General features: G+C 47.8%; 33 protein-coding genes. 25 read left to right on the forward strand and 8 right to left on the reverse strand.

The annotated features are described in order from the left end of the window. Positions 1–56: 56 nt before the first annotated feature. The 14 genes from AF333_RS04150 to AF333_RS04215 all read left to right on the forward strand — a co-directional run bounded on the left by AF333_RS04150 (position 57) and on the right by AF333_RS04215 (position 11,879). A complete protein-coding gene (locus tag AF333_RS04150) occupies positions 57–1,535 on the forward strand; it encodes an MDR family MFS transporter (protein ID WP_043065127.1) in 1,479 nt (492 codons plus the stop codon). Between the two features lie 19 nt (positions 1,536–1,554). Next, positions 1,555–3,069 (forward strand): cobyric acid synthase, encoded by a 1,515-nt coding sequence (locus tag AF333_RS04155; RefSeq protein ID WP_043065126.1) that lies wholly within the window; start codon positions 1,555–1,557, stop codon positions 3,067–3,069. 12 nt (positions 3,070–3,081) lie between these two features. Continuing rightward, positions 3,082–3,732, forward strand: coding sequence for a precorrin-2 dehydrogenase/sirohydrochlorin ferrochelatase family protein (locus tag AF333_RS04160; RefSeq protein WP_043065125.1), 651 nt, complete (start codon positions 3,082–3,084; stop codon positions 3,730–3,732). Positions 3,733–3,748: 16 nt separating this feature from the next. Further along, positions 3,749–4,393 carry a 5,6-dimethylbenzimidazole synthase gene (gene bluB, locus AF333_RS04165; RefSeq protein WP_043065163.1) on the forward strand — a complete coding sequence of 215 codons (645 nt, stop codon included), beginning with the start codon at positions 3,749–3,751 and terminating at the stop codon, positions 4,391–4,393. Further along, positions 4,390–4,938, forward strand: coding sequence for a cob(I)yrinic acid a,c-diamide adenosyltransferase (gene cobO / locus AF333_RS04170; protein WP_043065124.1), 549 nt, complete (start codon positions 4,390–4,392; stop codon positions 4,936–4,938). Before bluB ends, cobO begins: the two co-directional genes overlap by 4 nt. Continuing rightward, positions 4,938–6,053, forward strand: a complete 1,116-nt coding sequence (gene cobD / locus AF333_RS04175) for a threonine-phosphate decarboxylase CobD (RefSeq protein WP_043065123.1) — start codon at positions 4,938–4,940, stop codon at positions 6,051–6,053. Before cobO ends, cobD begins: the two co-directional genes overlap by 1 nt. Then, the gene (gene cobU / locus AF333_RS04180; protein WP_043065122.1) at positions 6,050–6,598 is read left to right on the forward strand and encodes a bifunctional adenosylcobinamide kinase/adenosylcobinamide-phosphate guanylyltransferase; all 549 of its coding nucleotides are present in this window, start codon (positions 6,050–6,052) and stop codon (positions 6,596–6,598) included. The genes cobD and cobU overlap by 4 nt, the downstream gene beginning before the upstream one ends. After that, positions 6,595–7,338 carry an adenosylcobinamide-GDP ribazoletransferase gene (gene cobS, locus AF333_RS04185; protein WP_043065121.1) on the forward strand — a complete coding sequence of 248 codons (744 nt, stop codon included), beginning with the start codon at positions 6,595–6,597 and terminating at the stop codon, positions 7,336–7,338. Before cobU ends, cobS begins: the two co-directional genes overlap by 4 nt. Beyond that, positions 7,335–7,922 carry a histidine phosphatase family protein gene (locus AF333_RS04190; RefSeq protein WP_043065120.1) on the forward strand — a complete coding sequence of 196 codons (588 nt, stop codon included), beginning with the start codon at positions 7,335–7,337 and terminating at the stop codon, positions 7,920–7,922. The genes cobS and AF333_RS04190 overlap by 4 nt, the downstream gene beginning before the upstream one ends. Positions 7,923–7,980: 58 nt before the next feature. After that, positions 7,981–8,850: a GHMP family kinase ATP-binding protein gene (locus tag AF333_RS04195; protein WP_053912237.1), complete on the forward strand. Its 870-nt coding sequence runs from the start codon at positions 7,981–7,983 to the stop codon at positions 8,848–8,850. Next, complete coding sequence (locus AF333_RS04200; RefSeq protein WP_043065119.1) at positions 8,847–9,554, forward strand: adenosylcobinamide amidohydrolase; 708 nt, start codon at positions 8,847–8,849, stop codon at positions 9,552–9,554. The genes AF333_RS04195 and AF333_RS04200 overlap by 4 nt, the downstream gene beginning before the upstream one ends. After that, positions 9,554–10,522, forward strand: coding sequence for an adenosylcobinamide-phosphate synthase CbiB (cbiB, locus tag AF333_RS04205; RefSeq protein WP_043065118.1), 969 nt, complete (start codon positions 9,554–9,556; stop codon positions 10,520–10,522). Before AF333_RS04200 ends, cbiB begins: the two co-directional genes overlap by 1 nt. Positions 10,523–10,669: 147 nt before the next feature. After that, positions 10,670–11,413 carry a DUF4230 domain-containing protein gene (locus tag AF333_RS04210; protein WP_043065117.1) on the forward strand — a complete coding sequence of 248 codons (744 nt, stop codon included), beginning with the start codon at positions 10,670–10,672 and terminating at the stop codon, positions 11,411–11,413. Between the two features lie 151 nt (positions 11,414–11,564). Next, a complete protein-coding gene (locus tag AF333_RS04215) occupies positions 11,565–11,879 on the forward strand; it encodes a helix-turn-helix domain-containing protein (RefSeq protein WP_052520240.1) in 315 nt (104 codons plus the stop codon). Between the two features lie 146 nt (positions 11,880–12,025). Here the strand turns inward: AF333_RS04215 and cls are convergent, their stop codons facing one another. Next, positions 12,026–13,552 carry a cardiolipin synthase gene (cls, locus tag AF333_RS04220; protein ID WP_200894210.1) on the reverse strand — a complete coding sequence of 509 codons (1,527 nt, stop codon included), beginning with the start codon at positions 13,550–13,552 and terminating at the stop codon, positions 12,026–12,028. Between the two features lie 367 nt (positions 13,553–13,919). Between cls and AF333_RS04225 the strand changes: the two genes are divergently transcribed. From AF333_RS04225 to AF333_RS04255, 9 genes are all read left to right on the forward strand, one after another. After that, the gene (locus tag AF333_RS04225) at positions 13,920–14,582 is read left to right on the forward strand and encodes a YigZ family protein (RefSeq protein ID WP_043065116.1); all 663 of its coding nucleotides are present in this window, start codon (positions 13,920–13,922) and stop codon (positions 14,580–14,582) included. 125 nt (positions 14,583–14,707) lie between these two features. Further along, positions 14,708–14,869, forward strand: coding sequence for a DUF2759 domain-containing protein (locus tag AF333_RS32590; RefSeq protein ID WP_235355843.1), 162 nt, complete (start codon positions 14,708–14,710; stop codon positions 14,867–14,869). Positions 14,870–14,889: 20 nt separating this feature from the next. Beyond that, complete coding sequence (locus AF333_RS34660; protein ID WP_235496090.1) at positions 14,890–15,066, forward strand: hypothetical protein; 177 nt, start codon at positions 14,890–14,892, stop codon at positions 15,064–15,066. Between the two features lie 199 nt (positions 15,067–15,265). Then, positions 15,266–15,538 (forward strand): YciI family protein, encoded by a 273-nt coding sequence (locus AF333_RS04230; RefSeq protein WP_043065115.1) that lies wholly within the window; start codon positions 15,266–15,268, stop codon positions 15,536–15,538. A gap of 57 nt (positions 15,539–15,595) precedes the next feature. Next, complete coding sequence (locus AF333_RS04235) at positions 15,596–16,534, forward strand: 4-hydroxy-3-methylbut-2-enyl diphosphate reductase (RefSeq protein ID WP_043065114.1); 939 nt, start codon at positions 15,596–15,598, stop codon at positions 16,532–16,534. Positions 16,535–16,606: 72 nt separating this feature from the next. After that, positions 16,607–17,782 carry an MFS transporter gene (locus tag AF333_RS04240; RefSeq protein ID WP_043065113.1) on the forward strand — a complete coding sequence of 392 codons (1,176 nt, stop codon included), beginning with the start codon at positions 16,607–16,609 and terminating at the stop codon, positions 17,780–17,782. Between the two features lie 82 nt (positions 17,783–17,864). Further along, complete coding sequence (locus tag AF333_RS04245; RefSeq protein ID WP_043065112.1) at positions 17,865–18,068, forward strand: hypothetical protein; 204 nt, start codon at positions 17,865–17,867, stop codon at positions 18,066–18,068. Positions 18,069–18,277: 209 nt separating this feature from the next. After that, positions 18,278–18,658, forward strand: coding sequence for a hypothetical protein (locus AF333_RS04250; protein ID WP_043065111.1), 381 nt, complete (start codon positions 18,278–18,280; stop codon positions 18,656–18,658). A 127-nt stretch (positions 18,659–18,785) separates the two neighbouring features. Then, entirely contained in the window at positions 18,786–19,328 is a 543-nt protein-coding gene (locus AF333_RS04255; protein ID WP_043065110.1) for a GNAT family N-acetyltransferase, read from the forward strand. Here AF333_RS04255 and AF333_RS04260 read toward each other — a convergent pair. Continuing rightward, the gene (locus tag AF333_RS04260; protein WP_043065109.1) at positions 19,325–19,669 is read right to left on the reverse strand and encodes a YfhH family protein; all 345 of its coding nucleotides are present in this window, start codon (positions 19,667–19,669) and stop codon (positions 19,325–19,327) included. The genes AF333_RS04255 and AF333_RS04260 overlap by 4 nt on opposite strands. 178 nt (positions 19,670–19,847) lie before the next feature. On the opposite strand from AF333_RS04260, the gene AF333_RS04265 reads away from it, so the two are divergent. Then, positions 19,848–20,117 carry a DUF2573 family protein gene (locus tag AF333_RS04265; RefSeq protein ID WP_043065108.1) on the forward strand — a complete coding sequence of 90 codons (270 nt, stop codon included), beginning with the start codon at positions 19,848–19,850 and terminating at the stop codon, positions 20,115–20,117. A 42-nt stretch (positions 20,118–20,159) separates the two neighbouring features. Continuing rightward, positions 20,160–20,282, forward strand: a complete 123-nt coding sequence (locus AF333_RS36660; RefSeq protein WP_268753601.1) for a hypothetical protein — start codon at positions 20,160–20,162, stop codon at positions 20,280–20,282. Positions 20,283–20,395: 113 nt separating this feature from the next. Here the strand turns inward: AF333_RS36660 and AF333_RS04270 are convergent, their stop codons facing one another. From AF333_RS04270 to proB, 6 genes are all read right to left on the reverse strand, one after another. Further along, positions 20,396–20,740: a spore coat protein gene (locus tag AF333_RS04270; protein ID WP_043065107.1), complete on the reverse strand. Its 345-nt coding sequence runs from the start codon at positions 20,738–20,740 to the stop codon at positions 20,396–20,398. A 12-nt stretch (positions 20,741–20,752) separates the two neighbouring features. After that, positions 20,753–21,001: a hypothetical protein gene (locus AF333_RS04275; protein ID WP_235355842.1), complete on the reverse strand. Its 249-nt coding sequence runs from the start codon at positions 20,999–21,001 to the stop codon at positions 20,753–20,755. 109 nt (positions 21,002–21,110) lie between these two features. Continuing rightward, positions 21,111–21,923 carry an Asp23/Gls24 family envelope stress response protein gene (locus tag AF333_RS04280; protein WP_043065105.1) on the reverse strand — a complete coding sequence of 271 codons (813 nt, stop codon included), beginning with the start codon at positions 21,921–21,923 and terminating at the stop codon, positions 21,111–21,113. 33 nt (positions 21,924–21,956) lie between these two features. Beyond that, positions 21,957–22,790: a pyrroline-5-carboxylate reductase gene (gene proC / locus AF333_RS04285; RefSeq protein WP_043065104.1), complete on the reverse strand. Its 834-nt coding sequence runs from the start codon at positions 22,788–22,790 to the stop codon at positions 21,957–21,959. Between the two features lie 14 nt (positions 22,791–22,804). Continuing rightward, the gene (locus tag AF333_RS04290) at positions 22,805–24,052 is read right to left on the reverse strand and encodes a glutamate-5-semialdehyde dehydrogenase (protein ID WP_043065103.1); all 1,248 of its coding nucleotides are present in this window, start codon (positions 24,050–24,052) and stop codon (positions 22,805–22,807) included. Then, a complete protein-coding gene (gene proB, locus AF333_RS04295; protein ID WP_043065102.1) occupies positions 24,049–25,209 on the reverse strand; it encodes a glutamate 5-kinase in 1,161 nt (386 codons plus the stop codon). Before proB ends, AF333_RS04290 begins: the two co-directional genes overlap by 4 nt. Positions 25,210–25,228 lie beyond the last annotated feature (19 nt).

Genomic DNA, 25,228 nt, shown 5'->3' on the forward strand with positions numbered 1-25,228 from the left:
CAGCAGAAATACGCTCGCTTAATGAAACGGTGGGCGAAAGAAAAAGGAGAAAGCGTATGAAAACAAATCGAAGAAACGTAACGATCGCAATGCTGGTCGCAACGTTCTTGGCGGCGATTGAAGTCACTATCGTCAGCACCGCTATGCCCCGAATTGTCAGCGATTTAGGAGGACTAAAACTAATTAGTTGGGTGTTTGCGATATATTTACTTACTACGTCTGTAACGACACCCATTTATGGGAAATTGGCCGACTTGTTCGGACGTAAGATTATTTTTACGTTTGGAACTGTGGTCTTTTTGCTGGGTTCAGTACTGTGTGGACTTGCCCAGTCGATGGAACAGTTGATTTTGTACCGTGCGATTCAGGGGATTGGCGCAGGGGCAGTATTGCCGGTAACATTTACGATTATCGGTGATATTTATTCCTTTGAGGAGCGTGCTAAAATCCAGGGGTTGTTTAGCTCTGTTTGGGGCATCTCAGGTATTATTGGACCGCTGGTAGGCGGTTTTTTCGTTGATGTTCTTTCCTGGCATTGGATTTTCTTTGTTAACATTCCATTTGGTATTATAGCCGTCGTTCTGGTATGGATGTACTTGAACGAATCGTTTGAAAAGAAAAAGCAGCATATTGATTATGCTGGTGCAGTAACATTCACCATTGGAATGTGTGCATTACTATATGCATTTTTGACGGGTGGACAAGAGTATCCATGGAGTTCGGGAATGATAGTTACTTTATTTGCAGTTGCTGTTGTTTTCTTGGGAGTCTTTGTTATCGTCGAAATAAAATCTCAGGAGCCGATGTTACCTTTGCAATTGTTTAGCATCCGATCTATTTCCATCTCCAATCTCGTCTCATTCATTGTTAGTGCTGTTCTGATTGCTATTACGGCTTACTTGCCGATATGGATTCAAGGAGTATACGGTGGAGCAGCGACAAATTCAGGATTAGCGCTGGCCCCAATGTCTATCGGATGGCTGTTTGGGGCTATTGCCAGTGGTCAGCTAATGGTTCGGATTCGTACGCGCAATACGGCGCTCCTAGGGCTACTCACAGTTATGCTGGCTTCGCTCTGGCTTGCGCTAATTAGCATAGATACATCACAGATTGTTATTGTTGCGATTATGTTTATCGTCGGGTTAGGTTTTGGGCTTGCGGTTACGGTGTTTACTGTAACGGTGCAATCATCCGTAGATTGGAAACTCCGCGGTGCGGCAACAGCCTCTAACTCGTTCGTTCGTACGCTGGGGCAGACTTTTGGTATTGCAATGTTCGGAACGTTATTTAACTCCGCAATCGTACGGTATATGCAGGAACACGGGCTGGAAGAAGGAACGGATATGAATCAGCTCTTAAGTCCAGAAGCGGCAAGTCACCTGCCGGTACAGCTCATATCGTCTATGAGAGAAGGGCTGGCGTATGCGTTGCACAATGTGTTTCTGGTGATGTGCATCGTAGCAGTGGTGGCGCTTGTGGCCGGTCTATGGATGCCGCGTACGAATCCTAATTCCGTCTCCGCCCGTTCGAATTAATCAAACAGGGGGAGTATAGATGAAAGCAATTATGCTGCAAGGTACGTCATCGGATGTAGGCAAGAGCGTGTTATGCACCGCGCTCTGCCGCATCTTGTATGAAGATGGTTGGAAAGTTGCACCGTTCAAGTCGCAGAATATGGCTTTGAACTCCTATATTACACGTGACGGTAAAGAAATCGGAAGGGCTCAGGGCGTGCAAGCGGAAGCGTGCCGCATTGAGGCCACCGCAGACATGAATCCGATTCTCTTAAAGCCGAAGCAGGATATGATTGCCGAGGTCATCGTACGGGGTGAGCATTATGCTGATATGGGAGCAGGGGCATATCGGAGCGATTATGTACCGACTGCATTGCCAGTATTACGCGAATCACTCGATCGACTTGCAGAAGAATATGAAGTACTTGTCATGGAAGGGGCGGGCAGTCCGGCGGAAATCAATCTGAAGGACCGCGACATTGCCAATATGAAGGCGGCAGAACTGGCGGATGCGCCGGTTCTGCTCATCGCTGATATTGATCGGGGCGGCGTATTCGCATCGCTTGTCGGAACGCTTGCACTGTTGGATGAAGATGAGCGGGCAAGAGTAAAAGGTTTTATTATCAATAAATTTCGCGGAAAATTCTCTCTTTTGAAATCAGGTTTGGATTGGCTGGAGGAACATACTGGGCTCCCGGTGCTTGGAGTGATACCTTACGCTGACACAGGCATTGATGCTGAAGATTCACTGGCCTTATCTACACTCAAGCTAAAAAAACGGGATGAAGAAGGAGAGGCTCTTAACGTTGCAGTTATTCGTTTGCCCCGTATCTCCAACTTTACAGATGTCGACCCACTGTATGATGAACCAGGCGTCAGAATACGCCTAATCGCTTCAGTTGCCGAGTGGAACAATCCAGATATTATTATCCTCCCTGGCACGAAGAATACAACAGACGATTTACGATGGTTAAAGCAGACTGGCCTAGCAGATGCGATTGGACAGGCTGCACGGGATGGTGCGTATGTCGTGGGAATTTGCGGCGGCTACCAGATGTTGGGTAGGGAACTGCACGATCCAGACGGCGTTGAATCGATTTATGAACGCAGTGAAGGGCTGGGTTTGCTGCCGATTCATACAACATTCCGGGCGGGCAAGCGGACAATACGCGTAGAAGGGGAAGTATGCGGTGTTTCTTTTGCGACCGGACAGGCCGTGACTGGATACGAAATCCATCTTGGACAAACGATGCGAGAAGAAGGTAGCCGTCCACTGTTTCGGTTGGATGATGGCCATACGGACGGGACGGTCGCAGACGACGAAGCCGTATGGGGTACATATCTGCACGGTGTATTTCATAACAGAGAATTTACAAGAGCATGGCTTAACTGCATACGACTAGAAAAAGGGATGAAGCTGGTAGAAGGCGAAGTGCACACCGAGTCGGAACGTCGGGAGGCGAGCTACACCGCGCTGGCAGCTCTTGTAAGAGAACACATTGATATGAAGAAGCTCTATGGCATTATAGGGCTGCCGCTTCCCGTCAAATCATAGGAGGTTTTGCAAATGGCCGAATATTCCTATCCCGCTATGCTGCAACTAAAGGGGAGACGATGTCTTGTAGTCGGTGGAGGAAGGGTTGCCGAGCGAAAAACGACAACCCTTCTGAATACGGGTGCTTTCATTACGGTAGTCAGTCCTACGCTGACGGAGCGGTTACACACATTCGTACAGACAGGGCGTATCGAATGGCGGGAGAAAACATTTGAACCGGAAGACGTACAGGAGGCGTTCCTTGTCTTTGCAGCTACGGATAATTCGGAGGTAAACGTATCCGTTCGTGAAGCGTTGACACCGTACCAGCTTATCAATATTGCAGACCGACCGGATGCAAGTACGTTTACCGTACCAGCCCAGCTTCGTCGAGGAAGGCTGCTCATGACCGTAGCTACGGAAGGAGCGAGCCCGGGTCTTGCACGAAAACTTGTCAGCGAGCTTGGAGAGGCATATGACGAGACGTACGAGGTGTATGTTGATTTCTTGGCTGAAGCCCGCCGTATTGTATTAGAGCAGGTGGAAAGTCCACATCAGCGCAGGCGATTGTTTAAGCAGCTGTTGGACGACGATTTCCTGGATGATGCGAGATGGCAGGATACGGAGCGGCTCTGGAATAGATTTTGGGAATTGGTATCGGATAATCGCGGAGACGATGCATAAGGGGGAAGAACGGATGATGTTCACTGAACAGGAAAAGCAAGCGGTGTACAAAGTAATCGGAGCGCGGCGTGATGTACGCTCATTTCTTACACAGCCACTGCCGGATGGTGCGGTGCAAAGGATATTGAAAGCCGCGCATTATGGTCCATCCGTAGGATTTATGCAGCCCTGGAATTTTATATTAGTTACATCCACTGAAGTAAAAGAGCGCCTAGCATGGGCGGCAGAGAAGGAGAGAAAAGCGCTTTCTATCCATTATGAAGGGGAACGAGCGGAGCAATTCCTTCACTTGAAAGTGCAGGGCATTCAGGAGGCGCCGCTGACAGTGTGTGTTACATGTGATCCGACACGTGGAGGCTCGCATGTCCTGGGGCGTAATTCAATTCCTGAGACAGACATCATGTCGACGGCCTGTGCTATTCAGAATATGTGGCTGGCATCCTGTGCTGAAGGCATCGCTATGGGATGGGTAAGTTTCTATAAGAAAAACGATGTGCGTGACATTCTTGGGCTACCGCCACATATTGACCCGGTTGCTCTATTATCGCTCGGCTATACGGATCAATATCCTGTTGCCCCGATTTTAGAAACAGAAAAATGGGAGAAACGGCGGGAGTTAGATACACTCATCTATTACAATAAATGGGGAGGTACGGCATGAATCAACCGGATAAACAACGTGGTTTGGTGCTTGTATATACTGGAGATGGTAAGGGGAAAACAACGGCGGCACTCGGGCTTGCAGTCCGGGCTTGCGGACGCGGGAAGCGCGTACTGGTCATTCAATTCATCAAGTCGCCTGAACGTACCTACGGGGAGAAGATTATGTTCGATAAGATAGGTATCGAAATGCATCAAAAAGGCATTGGCTTTACCTGGCTGAAAACTCCTGAGGAACATCGGGAAGCGTTGAAGGAGGCCTGGGCTTTCACAAAAGAAAAAGTGATGAGCGGCGCATATGATGTGGTCATTTTGGACGAGCTGAATAATGCGCTTTCTATTAGCACGTTTCCTATTGACAACGTATTGCCGCTCAGAGAGGTATTGGAACTTATCGAGAATCGCCCGTACGGGATGCATATGGTCATCACAGGGCGAAATGCGTATTCTGAAGTCATGGATAAAGCTGACCTAGTGACCGAGATGAAGCCCCTTAAACATTACTATGATGAAGGTATTCCGGCTGTAAAGGGAATTGAATTTTAATGGCCAGGCTTGAAAAGTTTGGGCATGGGGGCGATTTGTTGACTGCTTCTACTCTGTTTGATGTAGAACCGGAGCAGTTGCTGGATTTCAGTGCCAACATTAATCCGTTGGGGCCACCAGAAGGAGTGCTGGAAGCGATTGTCCATGCCAAGAATAGCATCGGACATTACCCAGACCCTGCTCATCGTAGGCTCCTGTGTGCGTTGGCGAAGAAGTATGATGTGCCGGAAGAAGCGCTTCTTGTTGGAAATGGTGCAGCCGAATGTATGGCGCTCGCATTGCTGGCTCTTGCTCCCGCGACAGTCGGTGTTATCTATCCTTCGTTTGTAGAGTATACGCAGCTTGCAAAGCAGTATGGAGCAGAGGTAATCGGCTGTATCGGACAGGAAGAAACAGGTTTTCTACCGATGGAAGAAGAGCTTGGTTTGCTGCTAGATAAGGTTGACATTTTGTTTATTGGACATCCCAACAATCCGACCGGGCTTATGTATAGCCAGGAAACGCTAAGCCGATTAGCGATGCAGGCGCAGGAGAAAGGTGTCTATCTTGTAATCGATGAAGCATTTATCGATTTTCTTCCAGATGAAAGTCAACCGACATTGCTTAAACACCTGGCATTGTACCCGCACGTTATTCTGCTTCGTTCGCTTACGAAGTTCTATGCAATTCCGGGGCTGCGCCTCGGGTTCGCGGCTGCACATCCAGATATTATCGCACGTATGAAAGGGAAGCAGGTTCCCTGGAGCGTCAATTGCTTTGCGCTGGCGGCCGGAGAGGCGTGCTGCGAGGCGAATGAATATGAAGCGGCTACCCGCGAGTTGATCGCGTATGAACGGGAGTATTTGCATAATCGATTATCGGAGGATTTGCGTTTTCAGGTGTGGGCGGGACAGGCCAATTTTTTACTGGTGCGTCTACCAAAGGGATATACGGCGGAAGCGATGCAGAACGCGCTGGGGCGGCGTGGTATTATGATTCGTAATTGCGCCATGTATCCGGGTTTGACGGCACGGGATTTTCGTATTGCGGTGCGATCTCGCGAGGAAAATGATCGGCTGCTTCAAGCTTTGGTGGAAACGGTGGAAGAGAGAATAGAGGAGAGGACAAAACCGTGAGTATCGTATTAGTCACTGGAGGAGTCCGTTCGGGTAAGAGTGCATTTGCGGAACGGCTCGTCAAAGAAAAAAGCCGAGCGGTACTTTACGTGGCGACGGGCGTATGCACAGATAAAGAGATGGAGCAGCGTATTACACAGCATCGTGAACGTCGTCCTGCTTCCTGGGGGCTGAGTGAGACCCCGTACGATGCTGCCGCAGAGGTGCAGACCTATTATGATTACGAAGTTGTGCTATTTGACTGTGTTTCGACATGGATAAGCAATCTGTTAGTAGGTGTCCCGGAAGACAAGTGGGGGGACGTAGAAGAGACGGAGCGGATTATAGGAGCAGTAGATAGCTGGATAAGCGCAATACGAGATTATCCTGGCACTGTTTTCGTTGTAACCAGTGAGACCGGATTGGGCGGCGTTGCCATGTCGAAGCTGGGCCGTTGGTTTCAAGATACGCTTGGTGTGGTCAATCAGCGAATTGCCGCAGAGGCACAGGAAGTATATGCTGTGCTATCGGGCATTCCATGGAAGATTAAGGATGAGAGAATATGAACGCTTTGTTGCATGCCATTGCTTTCTTGACCCGCATTCCTGTTCCTAAACTCAGTGCTGACCCGAAGGATTGGCAGCGCAGTGTGGCTTTTTACCCGGCCGTAGGTGTTCTGCTGGGCACGTTGCTATGGGGAGTTGCCTGGCTTACCGGCTGGCTGTTGCCTGCGCCGCTCGCTGCTGTGTTGACGCTAGTCTTTTGGGTGTACAGCACCGGAGCTTTGCATCTGGATGGGTGGATGGATTTGGCGGACGGATTGGGAAGCTGGCGAGAGAGGGAGAAAATATTTGCAATTATGAAAGATAGCCGGGTAGGCGCCATGGGCGTTACCGCGGCCATTCTTTTGTTTATGGTTAAAGTATCGGCATTGTATGAGCTTGTAGGGAGCGGCAAAGAAATATGGTTGTTGCTTCCTCCGCTTTTTGCACGCATGGCGCTTGTGGCTGCTATCTGGTTTTGGCCATATGTAAGTGAAAAAGGTCTGGGAACGGGTCTTAGAGGTGGACTTACGGTCTGGAAGGTAAGCTTCGGTTTTATATTTGTGCTATGCTTGACCATTGTTTTATTCGATTGGATTGGTATGCTTGCATTACTTGTGGTAACGCTGGGGAGCTGGATTTTTCTCCGTTCGGTATCCTGTCGCTTAGGCGGCTTGACGGGAGATTGCTATGGTGCACTGGTGGAATGGACAGAAGCGGTAACGCTTGTCGCCCTTATTGCTGCAGGGAGGTTATGGATGTGAGGTGGATATGGGTGCGGCACGGCGAGACGGAGGATAATCGGTCGCGTCGGTATCTCGGACATTATAATGCGCCGCTAAATGAGCAAGGGAGAGAGCAGGCTTTTGCTGCTGCCGAACGGCTTAAGAACGAGCCTGTTACATATATTTATACAAGCGATTTGCTACGTTGTAAGGAGACAGCACATATCATTGCTTGTTCACACAAAATGACGGTAGTAGAAACTGCGGCGTTACGTGAGTTGGATTTTGGACAATGGGACAGAAAGACGTATGAAGAAATTATGCGGACACACAAATCATTGGCCGAAAAATGGTATAATAATCCTTACGATGTTTCACCTCCAGAAGGAGAAAGTCTCTACGAGCTGGGGGATAGGATTGGCCGTTGGCTGTCCGATTTGGAGGAGCATATGCTTCCTACGGAGACGGCCGTACTTGTTACACACGGAGGACCGATACGGTGGTTTCTCGCCGGACATTTGTTAGGAAACCCCAGTGCATTCTGGTCCGTGCGAGGCCCTGGTACAGGAGACATTTTGATTACCGAGAAGTATGGACAAACATGGCGTTCGTCGTCATCATAGAAGAAAAAAGAAAGAGATAAAAATGATAGGAATACGGATAGGAAAAGAGGAGAAAAACATGAAAGCAACTACGGGCACAGCATGTCATACGTTTGGCGAGCTGTTACAGGGGCAAAGGAACGGCACACCGTTCCTCGTTTCGTTGCCTGTCGCCAGTTATGTGAACGCGACATTTTATCCGTCCGCTTCCGGCGAGTTGCTTACCTCGCCGCAGAAGATTAAAGTGCGCCGCATTTTGCGTCGACTGATGAACGATTATAAAACCTCATTTCATGGCACCTTGCTGCTAGAGAAGTCATTACCAGAAGGTAAAGGGTTCGCGACCAGTACGGCGGACATGGTAGCTGCCTGCCGAGCTATATCAAAAGCGTACAAGCTGCGTTTGCTACCACAGCACATTTCGTCGCTACTCGTTCAGGTCGAACCTACTGACGGGATTATGTATGAAGAGGTAGTTGCCTACCAGCATCATCAAGGACAAGTGCTGAGCAGTCTTGGCCAATTGCCGCCAATGCGTATCATAGGTGTAGATCGGGGCGGTAAAGTTGATACTGTTTCGTTTAATAAGTGTCAGGAACTGTATACATTGCAGGAAGAGAGAGAGTATGATCGACTTTTACTGAAACTTCAGGAAGCTTTTCGGATGGGCGATAGTGAGCTTATCGGCCACGTGGCGACACGCAGCGCTGAGCTGCATCAGAAGAGGTTGCCTCACCCGGATTTTACGCGATTGAAAGCGCTTTGCGAGGAAGCGGGAGGTCTTGGGATCGTTGTGGCACACAGCGGAACGTTGGCCGGTATTCTGCTGGACGCCACTTCCTCTACCTGCGCACGTCAGACTGCCATGCTTCGTCAGCGGATGAAGGAGTGGCATCGTTCTGTTTATGAATTCGCTGTTGCCAGACATCAGAAAGGAATTACCGTATGAGCCAGCCGTTTCGTCTTGGTGTATCCTATACCTCCACCGTCTGGCCAGACATTTGCATCGATTTTCGGGATGACCATCTTTTATTGCAGGCAAATGCACCGCTTGACGCAATGAGCAGCGCATTATGGGGAGGCGGACATATGCGAGCCACTCATTTTATCAATTGGAAAGTGCCGCTGACCTATCGTTGTGAAGACCCGACTCTTATGATGAGGGATCAATTGACAGAGTGGGGCTATCCGGTTGCTGATTCTATCGGTTTACAGACTGCAGCTAAAATTACGCACGCCTCCATCGAAGAGGAAGCGGGTGATCGTTATCGAATGATATGCTGTGCTACAGCCGGTACGCGAAACAGTGCGCGGGCGGGAAAAGCAAGAGAGACATTCTCTGCCTACCGCTGCGGTACCATTAATATTTTTCTTCTTATGGATGCCTATTTAACACCTTCCGCGATGATTAACGGTATTATTACGGCTACCGAAGCAAAAGCAGCCGCTCTGCAGGATACAGGCATTGTCGATGAGGATGGGGATGCAGCTACAGGTACAACAACAGATTCAATCGTTCTTGCTTCCAGCCAGAATCGAGAGTATGGAGAGCCTCATCAGTTCGCCGGAGCGGCAACGACGCTCGGCAATGCGATCGGCCGTCTTGTATACAAAGCAGTGCATGAGGCTATCGTCACACAGGGGGAAGCATAATGCTTGCACGTATATGTGTTCTGCTTGCCGCCTATATTATCGACCGCATCATCGGTGACCCGCGCTGGCTGACGCACCCAGTAGTCTATATGGGTCGAGTCATTACATGGCTGGAAGATAAGATTAGAAGCAGGGTTCAGGAAGAAAGGTTAAAGCGTGCCGGGTTGTTGTTTCCAATCGTACTCGTCGCCGGAAGCTTTGTGGTCGTTTGGGCATTGCTTGCACTTTTACACCAGATCCACCCATGGCTGGCATGGGGAGTGGAGGCATGGCTTATCTCCACCACCATCGCCACCAAAGGGCTGGCAGAAGCCGGTATGGAGATTTACCGTTTGCTGAAGCAGAACAAAATCGAAGATGCCCGTCATGCGCTCTCAATGGTAGTAGGCCGCGATACGGCATTTCTTAATGAAAAGGAGATCTCACGCGGAGCTGTGGAGACAGTGGCTGAGAATATCGTGGATGCAATTATCTCTCCGTTATTTTATGCTACCATCGGGGGTGCTCCCTTAGCGATGGCATACCGTGCGGCCAATACGCTGGATTCCATGGTCGGATACAAAAATGAGAAGTATCGTAATCTAGGATGGGCTTCGGCGCGCTTTGACGATGTTGTCAATTATATACCAGCCCGTCTATCCGCTCTGCTGCTTGTTTTTGTGAGCTGGATACTTCGGCTGAATTGGCGGGGCTGCGCTATTATCACCTTGCGTGATGCAAGACGTCATCCGAGTCCGAACAGCGGGTTCACCGAAGCTGGTGTAGCGGGTGCATTAGGTATTCAGCTTGGTGGCACGAATTATTATCAGGGAGTACCTTCTGATCGTGCAAAAATGGGAGATGCGCTTCGGTCGATTGTGCCAAAGGATATTAAAGAAACAGTTCGTATGATGCACTGGGTTTCTTTTTTCTTCCTGATGGCCTGTCTGACAGGTATACTACTAATAGAGTTGATATATCGTATATAGACGCGAATCTATTCATTGCAATCAATCTTCACTATTTCCAGGAAAAGTCGCTCTTTTTGCCTAGCGACTTTTTTGTCATTTTGGCGTCCAATTAGTGTGAAAAGGAACTTACATCACTAAGAGGTATATGAAGTAGGAGGAGAAACGGTGAACAACAAAGACGAAATGCTGCGGCCGAGACGCGATGAAGAGCGTAAAAATGTGGGCGCAACTATTTACCGGTTGCCGTATGCAGAGGCGGAACAAACAGAGAAAAAAAAGAAAACGTTCCGTTTTACGTTTCCACGACCACGCTGGGTAAAGAAAACGAGAAATCTGGTAGTTGCTATTGTCTTAGGCGTTACAGTACTCGGCGCCGGTGCCTGGGCAGGGAGTGAATGGTTCGGGACACCAGCAGTCACAGGCCAGACAGTTGTGCAAGAAATTCGTGATTTATCTTATCTAACAACAGCGGAAGCGGTTATGATGACGACATTAGAGGGGGAAGACGCTTACCGGATCTACAATATCGAGCTACCAGGGACAAAACGATTCTTTCACATTGATGTGCCTGCGAAAGTTCTGGTTGGTATCGATTTAAAAAAAGTATCCCCGTCTGACATAGCGATCGATAAACAAAGCAAGCAGATTACAATTACATTACCGCGCGCTGACTTTCTACAGGAGCCGAATATTGATATCGATAAGGTGAAAGCATTTTCCGACGAAGAAATATTTCGTAAGGGCATGACGCCTGAGGAGCAGCGAGAGTTCTTAACTCAGGCACGTGAGCAACTTCGCCAGGAGGCGAAGGAAAGCGGCATTTTGCAGACGGCGGAAGATCGGGCTGTACGGGTGCTCCAGCAAATATACAAACCGGTTGGATATAGCGTCAATGTCGCCTTTAAATAAATTGTTACAAAATGTTAACAAAGCCGTTCCTGCAAGAGAGGGAATGGCTTTTCTGCTATTGTTAAATTATAGAAACTGTTCAAAGCTTGAAATTGGGCATACAAATCAGAAATAATAGAAGTAATGAATACGGATAAAGAGAGGTGACAGGATGGATATATTGAATGAGATGCTTCAAACGCCTAATAATGATTTGTTTTCATTAGGTCTTGATCCGTTTGAGTTTATGATTTATGTATTCTTGCTGCAAATTGTCCAACGTAGCGAAGGCGGATTCGTTCCTTCTATTCGCAAAATCGCTTCAATGTGCAACATGAACAAAAACACCGTTGAGAAGAAGATAAAGAGCCTAGAGGAAAAAGAGCTTATTAGAATACACAAATATCAGAACAAGAATAAGTATGAAGTACTTCCGCTGAAGCATTTGGGGCGTGGTAAATCCCCTAGCTATTCGGTAGCAAGGTAATTGGGGCGCGAGGTTTTCATCTGGAATGCAAAGACGAGGCGGAAATATTCTTGCCTCGTCTTTTACATGGATAAGAAAATAGAGTACCCAGATGTTTTGTTGGTTCGTCCGAAGTGCCAAGAAGCGGGCAATGCCGTCGAGCTTTTCTAAAGTAGAGGTGACAGTAGACGGGCGACCGATTCGAGGATGCGGTGGTGCCAGGGTCTGCGCTTATATTCTTTTAGAGTAAGTTCCTTGCTGTCCATGAGGTCGTTAATGAAATCCTCTTCCAGCTTATAGACAGAGTTGCTGTTGTAAATAATAGCGTTCACCTCGAAGTTGTGCTGGAAACTGCGGATATCCATATTTGCTGTGCCAATGGAAGCGACTACACCATCGACCAGCAGGATTTTGGCATGCACGAACCCTGGTTGGTACAAGTAAAATCGTACGCCCGCTTCAAGTAGTTCCTGAAAATATGAGCGTGAGGCCCAGAATACTGTCTGATGGTCCGGTCGGCTTGGGAGCAGAATACGCACATCCAAACCACTTAGTGCAGCGGTTTTTAGCGCCATGCTAATCGAGTCGTCCGGAACGAAATAAGGCGATGTGATATAAATCTTCTCCTGTGCTGTGGCGATAATGGAGAAGTACATCTGCCAGATGGACTCCCAGTCGGAGTCCGGTCCGCTAGAAGCGATTTGTATTAGCTCTTCGCCGGGCTCTTCGATTAACGAGGGGTAGTAAGAATCTCCCTCAATATTTTCTTCTGTAACGAAGAACCAGTCTTTGAGAAAAATATTTTGTAGTAAATATACGGATTCACCTTCAAGTCGCACATGAGAATCGCGCCAGAAACCATACCTTGTATCTTTGCCCAGATATTCGTCTCCGATATTCAATCCGCCCACGAACCCGATTTTTCCGTCGATAATTACGATTTTCCTATGATTACGGTAATTAAGCTTGTTATTTAGAAACGGAAGGATAACAGGGAAGAATGTAACCACTTCGACACCTGCTTCCTTCAGTTCCGTAATATATCGCTTATCGAGCCGTACGCTGCCTACACCATCATAAATAACCCGCACTTTAACCCCTTCGCGGGCTTTATCGATAAGTACCTGCTTGAACTGCTGTCCGGTTGTATCATGGCGAATAATATAAAACTGGAAATGAATATGGTGCTTTGCTTCCGACATGTCCTGGATCATCTGGCGAAATGTTTCGTCGCCATTTGTGAGAATCTTACTCCGGTTCCGCAGCGTGAAGGGTGATTGGGACACGTTTACCATCAAGTTTAGCAACCTTCTCTTGGATGCAAGGTGAGGATATTGCCAGAAATCGTTTTCATCAAGCATGCCGGAAGGGGCTGTCTCCAGTTTCTTTAATACTTCTGCGTTACTGATGAATTTATGGCGGAACAGTTTGCGTTTGCGTACATTTCGTCCCAATAGCATGTAGAAAATGAATCCGACGATCGGAAGAAAGTTAAGAATAATAAGCCACGCTACCGTCCGAGATGGGTTGCGGTTTTCAAGCACAATAAGAAATGCGATAAGAAAGACGGACAGCGAAAATAAAAAAGTAAGATACGGTTCGATCGTTCGCCAGAAGGAAGCTGCACTTTCATTCGGAGCGGTAACAAGCGAAACCGCCGATGGGATTGACCCATCAAATAACATCCATGTCATCGTACACCAACCTTACGTATGATATCATAAAGTAAAACTTCAGCATTTCAACAAATTGCTGGCATGCCAATCATCAATCCATATAGCTATCATATTATTATATCCTGTACTGTCAACTACCCATCATTTAGAGAAAATTTGTTCTTGAAGTAGGGGCTTGTGAGAACAGACAAGCCGGGTTGATTAGCTCTCTGTACAAACAGGGGCGCAGGCGCCATTTGGCTACCTAACGAAATCAAAATGGATTGCGTGTCATATAGTCGGACTGGGAAGAAGGGTTAGCCCGCTCTCGTCCGAAGCGTATTCATCCCACCTCTTATAGGGGTAGGAGTATTTTGCGCTATTAACGATAAAAGGAGTGGTGGAGATGCTGCAACGATATTTGACAGTGCGGCCAGAAGGAGAAACGGAGATAGAGATTAACCGATCTCGTTTCATCAGCTACGTTAAGCGGGTCGAGACACAAGAGGAAGCGGTCGCTTTCATACAGGAAATTAAAAAGAAACACTGGGACGCTACTCACAATTGCTCGGCTTATATTGTAGGCGAGAACGATCAGTTCCAGAAGATGGATGATGATGGGGAGCCGAGCGGTACGGCTGGTAAACCCATTCTTGAAGTGATTAAGAAAAAAGGATTGAAAGACACTGCCATTGTGGTTACCCGTTATTTCGGTGGTATTAAGCTTGGAGCGGGAGGACTGATTCGCGCTTATGGCAAGTCAGCCAGTGCAGGCGTTAGTGCCGCAGGCGTGGTAGAGAGAATTTTGACGCGTGAGCATCATTTTTCATTCGATTACACATTCCTGGGAAAAGTGGAAAATGAACTAAATGCCCAGGGGTATCAAATTGTTGGCATTCAATATTTGGACAAGGTTACAGTTACAGTTGGCGAAGAAGAGGGTCAGGAAGAGCCTTTAAAACAACTGATGACAAATCTGACAAGTGGACAAGCGGAATGGACAGCAGGTGATTTGGTCTACATCGAGCGCGAGCAGGAGGCGGAACTGGAAGTAGACGAGGACGAGTAAACGCATAGAAGTGAACAAAAAGACATAAACTTTATTTGCCAGCTATTGTCTGACTTTGGTAAAATAAAAGGTGTTTTGGAATTATAACTTCAGCTTTACATGGGAGGAGTTGAGGGGATATGTTGATGAACATTCTTATGTTTGTGTTCACTATCTTTGTTGCATGGGGTCTTCGAAACGTAGCAAAGCAGAAGAACAAGTTTGCGATGGCCTTCACGGGTGTCGCTCTGGCAGTCTGCATATTCGCTGATGTTTTAATTGTAGCGACTGGATTTGCTGTTCCTTAGGAGTTAAACGAATTGGAGATGTGAATGCCAAAAAAGGGGTTGGACAATGGGACGACCCTTTTTTGATGGAGAAGAAAGTAGATGACGCTATAAAGCAAGAAAGTCACATCTGTTTTCTTCCGATCGCATCACTTGAAAAACTCGCGAGGCGTATGCCAAACGTTGCTTGCGCAGCAGAGCTGCATAAGGGCAACTAAGGCGGTTGCCTGCGCAATAGCTTGGCACCAGCCAAGTTTTCTTTATGTCCTGTGGAGCGAGTGGAACGGTGGGCGAAAAAGACCGACAAAAGTGACACAAAGCGACCGTTTGGCTTCCGTGTGGCAAAAGGACGGGCGGCAATGTCCGCGAGTTTTTCTTATATGTATAAATTCACCATTCAAAAGGAGACCCGCATTTATGAAATACGTTGCACTTTTGCCTATTATTGATCAAGAGAAGAACACACAGCATCGTCCTGCCCACCTGGCTTATATCAATAAGCTATATCATGAGGGGAAAATTATGGCTGCAGGTCCGTTTACAGACGGAAAAGGCGGAATGGTTATTTATGTTGCTGATACATATGAAGAAGCGCTTGAGTTGGCACAGAATGATCCGGTAGTGATAGAAGGCGCCCGTACCCTTGAATTGCGCGAATGGGGTGCGCTTACCCTGCCGCTTGAGTTATAATGGAATCGGTGCGTATATAAGCACCTGAATCCGACAGTGGGGAGGCAGTATAACAATATGGAAGTCATCAAAATCTCGCCCCGCGGCTATTGCTACGGTGTCGTGGACGCTATGGTACTGGCGCAGAAGACGGCACAAAACTTTGAGTTTCCCCGGCCCATTTATATTCTCGGTATGATTGTGCATAACAGTCATGTAGTGAAGGCATTTGAAGAACAGGACATCATTACGCTGGATGGCCCGAACCGTATGGATATGCTTGAGCAAATAGAAAAGGGCACGGTGATTTTTACCGCGCATGGCGTATCGCCGGAGGTAAAGGAACGGGCACGGGCTAAGGGTCTAACCGTTGTGGATGCTACTTGTCCTGATGTTACGAAAACGCATGATTTGATTCGGGAGAACGTTGCCCGGGGATATCATATTATTTATATCGGTAAGAAAGGTCACCCAGAGCCGGAAGGCGCGATAGGGGTAGCACCGGACCATGTGCACCTTATCGAGTCGGAGGACGATGTAGAACGACTGGATTTGCCTCATGATAAGCTCATTGTGACGAATCAGACGACCATGAGCCAGTGGGATATTAAACACATCATGAATAAAGTTATTCGCAAGTATCCACGCTGTGAGGTGCATAACGAGATTTGCATGGCGACCCAGGTGCGTCAGGAAGCGGTAGCAGAACAGGCGGGAGAAGCGGATTTGCTTCTGGTTGTAGGCGATCCGCGTAGCAATAACTCCAACCGCCTGGCGCAGGTAGCCGAAGAAATTGCAGGGGTACCAGCCTATCGTATTGGGGATCTAAGTGAGTTGGATGTAGAGTGGCTCAAAGACCGAAAGAAGGTCGCGGTGACATCTGGGGCGTCTACACCGACGCCGCTAACGAAAGAAGTCATCAGATTTCTCGAACAGTATGATCCGGCAAATCCAGACACATGGGAGAAGAAGCGCACGGTCAACCAGAGCAAGATTCTCCCGGCTTATAAAGCATAAGAAAAGGTAGATATAACACAGGCAAACCTATACGGGTTTGCCTTCTGTTTTTTGCGGAAAGGAGAACATAGTATGGGAAAGCCATTCTGGCGGCGAGAGTCGGTATGCATCAGTGGACTTTTTTTGTTTATTTACTTCGCCCTTGGTGCATTGTATCCGTTGTTATCGCATTATTTGAAAAGCATTGGTATGAGCGGAACGCAGATTGGCCTGATTGTGTCGGTTGGCCCGATTGTGGCTATCTTTGCCCAACCGTTCTGGGGAATGTTATGCGACAGATTCCAAATGTCGCGGCAGGTATTAAGCGGCATTTTGCTCGGCGCGGTTGCTGCGTCGTTCCTTCTGCTATGGGGTGGAAAGAGCTTTATTGCTTTTGCGTTATTGTATGGTGTGTTGCATTTCTTTCAGAGCGGTGCGGTGCCCATATCTGATGGACTGGCGTTAGGCTATGTAACGCGTACAGGAATTGAATTCGGCCGCATTCGCCAATGGGGTGCTATCGGTTTTGCACTGGCGACGCTGGTGGCAGGCATGCTTGTCGATGCCTTCTGGCTTGGGGTGATTTTTTATGTATACGCATTTGCGCAGTTTAGTGCGTTCTTATTTTTGCAAGGTGTACAGACGGAACGCTCTGTGGAAGCGGTCAATGTGTTTAAGGGCTTATCGGAGCTAATCCGACTTCCGCGCTATATGCTATTTTTGGCCAGCGCTTTCCTGATTTTTGGACCGATTAATGCCCATAACATTTTCTTTGGTCTGTTGTATGAGCAGCTGGGAGGGCAGATTGCCGGTATTGGCCTGGCGTTTTTATTGTTTGCGGGAAGCGAGGCACCGTTTATGAAATGGTCGGGATTCTTCATCAAGAGACTTGGCCTGGAGAAGACAATTTTTATTGCCGCATTGGTATCGTCACTGCGCTGGTTTTGGTATGGTACAGGGCCGACGCCTTTTGCTGTGCTTGCCTTGTTCTTTATCCAGGGGTTCTCAGCCGGATTGTATTTAGCGTCTGCTACTCAATTTGTTCGGGAAAATGCGCCAGATACATTGCGTGTAACCGCGCTTGCCGTTTATACCTCTATGGGCCTCGGTCTTGGTTCGATGGCGGCGAATGTGGTGGGAGGAATGCTGGTAGATACGTACGGAGTTTTGCGGACATATACATTTTTTGGCGGATTAACGGTGCTAGGGCTTGTTCCTCTGACGCTTGTTACATGGTTTATAAAACGAAAATCTACTGTATTACAATAATTTTCAAAAAATATCTTGCTGTATTATGACAGATTGTGTTATGATACAGATAACAATAAGACGGATTAGGAGTGATTTTGTTATGATACAGAAGCATGTGGGTCGTCAATATCACCTGGCTCGGGAAAAAAAGCCGTTCATGGTAGAAGAGATGGATCGTTTGTTCTTTGCTTGTCGTTATGAAGGTTCGAATGAAGGGTTTGTTATCGAGAAAGACGCATTTCACCGCCAGGTACAGCGAGGCCGCATTGTAGCTAGTCCGTTTGAATCTGCGCTCGCCATCTAATGGCGGGCTTTTTTTATGGATAAGAAAGTATGGCTTGAACAACTCGCGAGGTGGTTGCCTGCGCTTGGTATCAGCCAAGTTTTCTTTATTTCTATGGAGGCGTGGCATGGGAGGCGAAAAAGGCTGAGCGGCATCATGCCCACGAGTTTTTCTTGTGTTTTACACCCTGTTTTTTCAGTATGCATACACTGTTTAAAAAGGTGATATGAATGCTGAAAAAGAAGTTCTTCGGATTCGTATCGGGGAATTGGCGGAAGCCGAGAGACCCGTGCGGCAGAGTGCGACAAGGGCATATGGTTGCTTCAGAAGATTTCCTGACTATTCAGCAGCTTGCTGATAGCGGAGAGAGAGCATGGCGTTTGAATCCTGTGGAAACGGCCCGGAGGCTTGGAATAGAGGAGCTTGGCTTTAAAGCTACTGATGTTTTCCGCTTCGAGAGTTATCGCCTTGATTATGGCTCCGGTTTGAATCGTGCACAGGTCAAAGCACAACATGGCCCTTGTCTGTTTCTCATTGAGTTGTACCAACCTGTCCGCAGGGGGACAACTGGTATTTGGGCAGTGGAAAGTGTTACATTGGTAAATGAATGAACAGGTGGTAAGGCGTTCCCTTCAGAGTCTAAAGGGAACGCTTTTCTGTTTGATCTTAGTGTTTGTTTAATGTAATCATACATAAGAAGAGATATACTCGGGATATTGGAAAGGGAGGGGTGGAGCTATGGATTTATATGTGAATGAAAAGGTAGTGCTTCGTGAGGTAGAAATGAAGGATGCACCGATGTTATATGCGCTGATTAATAGCAATCGCGAGCATTTACGTCGATTTCTAGGATGGATTGATGCAAACCGGAGCGTCGCCGACGTGGAAATGTTCATCACAGCTAGCATTCAGCGTAGATTCGTGAAGAACGGCACAGACTATACAATGTGGTATAACGGAAAGATTGTTGGCATTGTCGGCCTGCATTATCTTGATTGGGTTAATCACCGAACGAGCATTGGATACTGGATGATAGAACAAGCGCAGGGGAAGGGGATAATGACAGCTGCGGTAAGCCGATTAATCGATTATATATTCGATGAGCTAGGGCTGAATCGTGTGGAGATCCAGTGCGCGGTGGAAAATGAAAAGAGCCGCGCCATACCGGAGCGGCTTGGATTTACACAGGAGGGACAGATCCGTCAGGGAGAATGGTTGTATGACCATTATGTGAACCATATCGTATATGGCTTGTTGAAGAATGAATGGCGGCGAAGTTAGACACCGCAGCATCCTCCGCCGGAAGCGCAAGAGGGACCGATTTCTTCAAGTCGGCCGATCGGAAACGCTTTTTCTTCATCTGATGAACGGAAGTGTCCCCAGGCCATAATTCCGTTGAGATAACGGACGAAAAACGGTTCATCGTAGCCGACGACACCGTATTCCTGACCACTCATGAAATCATCCAGCTTTAGCAGGTATGAGCGGGCCATGAAGAATTTGGATTCCAGCACCGACGCCTCAGAGATGTAACCGGCCTGGTATTTTTTCATGCTTTCGCCGCGTAGCCGCTGCATTTCGGCCTGTAGTTCTTCTCTTGACATATCGCTATATCGCATCATAAATCGTATGCCTTCTTTCTACAAAAATATGAGTCTGAAAAAAGATAAGGAAGGGTTTCTTATCTTCTTTATGCATGATTCTTTACATAGTATAGCATATTGATTGCATATCATAATTTGAACTTAAAAGCAGAATCAGCTCATAATAAGAAAAAGAAGACAGATGGAGGGATGACAGATGGAGGAAGTAAACAGCAAAAAGGAGCCGGTACCTGATATTGATAGTTTGTTGTACAGTTTTACGGAATTTTTGACTGGGAAAGCAGACGAAGAGAGAGTAAAAATGATAAAGGTATGGGCGTTATATAACCATATGCTGAAGACGATGCCGCCGCTTGTGCAGCATTGGACAAATGAACATCCAGAGGAGAAAGCGCAGCTTCGTGAATTGTTTGAGCAAGTAAAACGCTGGAACATGGAAAAGAAGCAAAAAGGGGAAACGGAATAAGAAAAGGCACAGGCGATGATAAACGTCTGTGCCTTTTTTTTAATGGGTAAGAAAGTAGGTGTCGCTGGAAAAGAAGCAAACAACATCTGCTTTCTTCCGAGCGTATCACTTGAAAAATTTGTGAGGCTTGTGCCAAACGTTGCTTTTCGCAGCAGAGCTACATAAGTCTCCCTCAACCGAGATGCCCAGATGTTTTGTCGGTCCGCCCGAAGTGACACAAAGCGGTCGTTTGGCTTCTTTATGGAAAAAGGACGAGTGGAAGTGCCTGCGAATTTTTCTTATTGGACTTTTCCGGAGTACGGGAATTGTGCAGTGTATCCGCTAAACTGTTGGTATGTCTGGGTGAGCTTCTGCTGCTCTTCCGCCTCCAATGCATACCAGCCCTGTTGAAACATCAGGTTATAGATATCACGCGCGCATTGATGCGTCTCGGTGAGACACGTTAGCACATCGCGATGCAGTGTGTCATGGCTGGCTTCGCGTGTTGCGATATTGAAACCATCAGTCAAATATTTCTGTGTCGTCAGTACGTCGGTTAAACGATCGCGATCGGTCATCTGCGGAGTTTGTTGCGCCTGATTTTGAACTGGAGATGTTGGATTCGAGATTTGGTTATTTGGCACGATGCTTCCTCCTTATTGAGCCGACATACTGCCGGATACGTTATTCATTGCAGAAGTGTTATCGGTTTGGCAGTGTTGGAGCAAGGTATTGTAGTGGCGCTGGTGCATTTGCCCGGCACGGTCAATGATTTGCTTCACTTGCGGATCGGTACATTCCTGTGCATAATGGCTACATTTCTTCATCGCTACGAGCAGCCAGCTCATTTGATCTTTTACGTAATGTGTATCTTTGGTCGTTATGATGGTCGGAGGCGTTGTCATTATCACCTGCTGCGATTGAGGTTGCCCGGTTGTTTGTTGTTGCATGTGAAAGTCCCCTTTCGCTGTAGAATTGGTACGTGTATATTTTGCACACAAAAAGCCGGCGCATTCAGGCGCCAGCCATAGCTAATTTGCCAATATGAATATGAATCGAATGTAATTCAATATTAAGGTGTTGCACATACGATTTGTATATACGATGCCTTATCTCTTGTGCCATATCCGGCAGAGACGTTCCGCGTTTCACGTTCAAGTATACTTCGAGCGAGACAGAAGGCAGGTCATTTAACGTTACACTGATTTTGGTTATGTTCTCTACCTCCGGCATATTGTTGCAGCTTAGCGTGACCAACTTGCGCAGCACATGCTCTGTCACGTGCATCCGTCCACCGCCGAAATCGGGTTGAACGATTGTTGTCTCGCCGATGATTTCTTTTTTGGAAGAGAAGATTTTCTTTCCTTGTGCAATAAGGCGGCGGAAGAAATCTTGTTCGACCTGAATATACGGGATCGGGATAACATGCTTGCCGGATGTGCGTCGAGTATAAAGTGCGGCTTTAATCTCGCTTGAGGAACGAATGTCTTCAATCGAAATATACGTAGTAATCGGAGCGATTTCCAGTGCATCTGCAATGCGGTTAACCATCTTTTGGGATGTGCCGAGCAGAAGAATACGCTCGATGTTGAAATCACGGATTGCCTGCCTTATCTCTGTAGCATGATCTTCGTAGAAGAAGATAGCCCGCTTGACGGCCTGCACCGTGGTACGTTCATACTTTGCAGATGTGCCTGCTACTTTGCGTCCATTATAAATGAGCAGACCATCATCAATAATTGCATTGATTTTATACTTATGCGCCAGTTCAAGTGCATTTGTACTCTTCCCTGTGCCGCTGGGGCCATACAGTGCAAAAACGTCCATATCCTGTCTCCTTTGTCGGATTCGAAGTGACGGTCAGGAGGTGGGAACTGATTGTTTCCCCATTTCTTCCGAACGGGCGACCGCTTGTTTAATGCAGGCGAGCATTGCATCCTGGAATCCGCACTTTTCCAGCACCGCGATCCCGGCTGCAGTCGTTCCTCCAGGGCTGGTTACCTGCTTACGTAGTGCAGCCGGTTCTTCTCCCCGGTCGCGAAGCATGTGGGCCGCGCCGATAATTGTCTGTAGGATCAGACGGCGGGCTACATCTCCTTCAAGACCAATCTCTCGTCCTGCTTGTTCCATTGCTTCTACTAAATAGTATACATAAGCCGGACCACTCCCGGAAAGTCCCGTTACTGCATGCAATGCTTCTTCTTTTACTGTTTCTACAATACCGATGGCCTTAAAAATTTGCAGAGCCACTTCCATATCCGTATCTGTTGCATGTGCGCCCGGAGCAAGTGCCGTCGCGGAAAATCCGACCGCAGCCGATGTATTCGGCATGGTGCGAATAACAGCGGCTGAGTGACCAAGCAGGCTTGTGATATAGTCTGTAGATGTACCGGCCAGCACGGAAATAAACAGCTGGCGCGAAGAAGTCAGCGACCGTATGCTGCTAATGGCTTCAGCAATGTCTTTGGGCTTTACCGCCAATATGATAATGTCTGCTTTAGATATGGCCTCTTCCTTTGTCGGTGTGGCGATGCCATAGCGTTCGGCAAGCTCTTGAACCCGGGAACCGCTGCGATTAATTGCATAAATTTGTTCGGCAGGAAGTAATTTTTTATCCACAAGACCGGAGATCATGGCTTCTGCCATCGAACCCGCACCAAGAAAGCAAATTATTTTATTCTGCAGGATGGACATATTTTTTCTCCCCTTTATCGAATTTGCCCTGTACCGTAAATAACATACTTGGAAGAGGTCAGAGCCGGCAGACCCATTGGTCCGCGTGCATGAAGCTTCTGTGTGCTGATACCGATTTCGGCACCGAATCCAAATTCGAATCCGTCTGTAAAACGGGTTGATGCATTATGGTACACCGCCGCAGAATCCACGCGCTTTTGGAAAGCACGTGCATTTTCTTCCGATTCAGTAATAATCGCTTCTGAATGTTTTGTACTGTAGCGATTGATGTGAGCGATGGCATCGTCTGTTGAATCGACTATGGCTACCGCCATCGTATAATCAAGATACTCGTTGCCCCAATCTTCTTCCTTTGCTTCTACAATGCCAATATCTCCAGCCAGCTTACGGGTGCGTTCGCAGCCGCGCAGCTCTACATTCTTTTCTTTGAGTGCTGTGAGTAAGTCTATTAGATACTCTTTGGCCCAGGATTCATGTACAAGCAGTGTTTCAGCTGCATTGCATACTGCTGGACGGTGTGTTTTTGCGTTTACAACAATATCGCGGGCCATGTCTGGTTTAGCTGACTCATCTACATAGACATGACAGTTGCCGGCGCCAGTTTCAAGAACCGGAACGGAAGCATTATCAACTACAGAGCGAATGAGTCCGGCTCCGCCGCGTGGAATCAACACATCGAGATACTCATTCATTTTCAGCATTTTGTTGACTTCTTCACGTGTACCTTCTTCTAACAGCTGGACGGCTTCTTCCGGTACTTTTGTATGCGTCAGCGCTCCACACAGGATTTTTACAAGCGCTTGATTGGAAAAGAGAGCAGAAGAGCTCCCCCGCAACAAAACGGCATTACCTGCCTTTAGGCAAAGACCGGTAGCATCTACCGTTACGTTTGGCCGCGCTTCGTAAATCATGCCGATGACACCGAGTGGAACCCGAACCTTGGTAATGTGAAGTCCATTCGGACGATCCCAGGCTTCGAGAACCTCGCCAATCGGGTCTTCGAGTTCGACTACCTGACGCAGTCCTTCGGCCATATCGTGAATACGAGTTTCTGACAGAGCCAGGCGGTCAATCAGAGCATCTGTCACGTTCGCCTGTTTTGCAGCTTCAATATCTTTGGCATTCGCCTCGAGAATGTATGGTATATTGCCTTCCAGCGCATCGGCCATGGCCAGAAGCGCCTGATTTTTCTCTTCAGTCGTGAGGGCCACCATCTGTGATGCTGCTTGTTTAGCCAGTTTCGCTTTTTCCAGTAAGGTCATTGCATAATCTCCTCCTTGTGCTCTTGTTTATCGATTTCTTCAATATATAGCGTTACCCAGTTGTCTCGATGCACCGCTTCAACGCGATGGATTCCCAGTTTTTCGCGACAGAATGCGGTAGATTCCCCTTTGGCTTGCTCTAGTTGTGCCGAAGAGTAGTTAACCTCTCCTTTTCCCAGCAGGCGTCCTGTTGTATCTGTCACATCGACTACTTGACCGGCTGCAAATTCACCTACTACATTCGTAATTCCAGACGGAAGCAGGCTCTTGCCTTCATAAAGAAGCGCCTGTGCCGCGCCTGCATCAACTTCGATGTGCCCGTCGCTTTCGGCATGGAAGGCGATCCATTGTTTGTGGGCTTTAAGTGGAGCCTTCATTTGATTGCGGAAATATGTTCCTGCACCTTTACCAGCGAGAATATCAAGTAATTTGTCGGCTCCTGTGCCCATGCCGATAAAGACGTCAATGCCGAGAGAGAGTGCGAACTTGGCCGCATTAATCTTAGAGCGCATTCCTCCGGTCCCGACCCGACTGCCGGCACCGCCAGCAAGCGCCTCGATGTCCGGTGTAATGTCCTCAATTAGCGTGAATTTTTTGGCATGTGGATTGGAGCGGGGGTCCGCGTCGTACAATCCGTCGGTGTCGGTAAGAATAATTAAATCGTCAGCGCGTACAAACCCGGCTACCAGCGCGGAAAGCATGTCATTGTCGCCGAATGTAAGCTCATCCACCGCCACGCAGTCGTTTTCATTAATAATGGGCAACACGCCGCGTTTGAGCAGTTCGTTAAGCGTACGATGAGCATTATGATATCGATTTCGCTTCGAAAAATCGTCCCGTGTCAGTAGAATCTGTGCACCGGCCAAATCATATGTTCGCAGTTCATCATTGTAAGCTTGAATCAAGAGTCCCTGACCGACTGCAGCAGCTGATTGCTTTCCTTCAAGCGTAACAGGACGGGATGGATAGCCGAGTGATGTAAAACCGGCCGCCACAGCGCCGGATGATACGAGAATGACTTCGTGACCCGCTTTACGCAACGCAGCCAACGCAGATACATGCTCTTCCAGTTTTTCGCGGGACAGCCCTCCGGTCGGATTTGTTAGCGAACTACTGCCGATTTTCACTACTATCCGATGCTTTTTTTTCGTATCCATAAATCCAATCTCCGCCTCT

Origin of the sequence: Aneurinibacillus migulanus, from assembly GCF_001274715.1 — a bacterium.
In the GTDB taxonomy this organism is placed as follows: Bacteria; Bacillota; Bacilli; order Aneurinibacillales; family Aneurinibacillaceae; genus Aneurinibacillus; species Aneurinibacillus migulanus.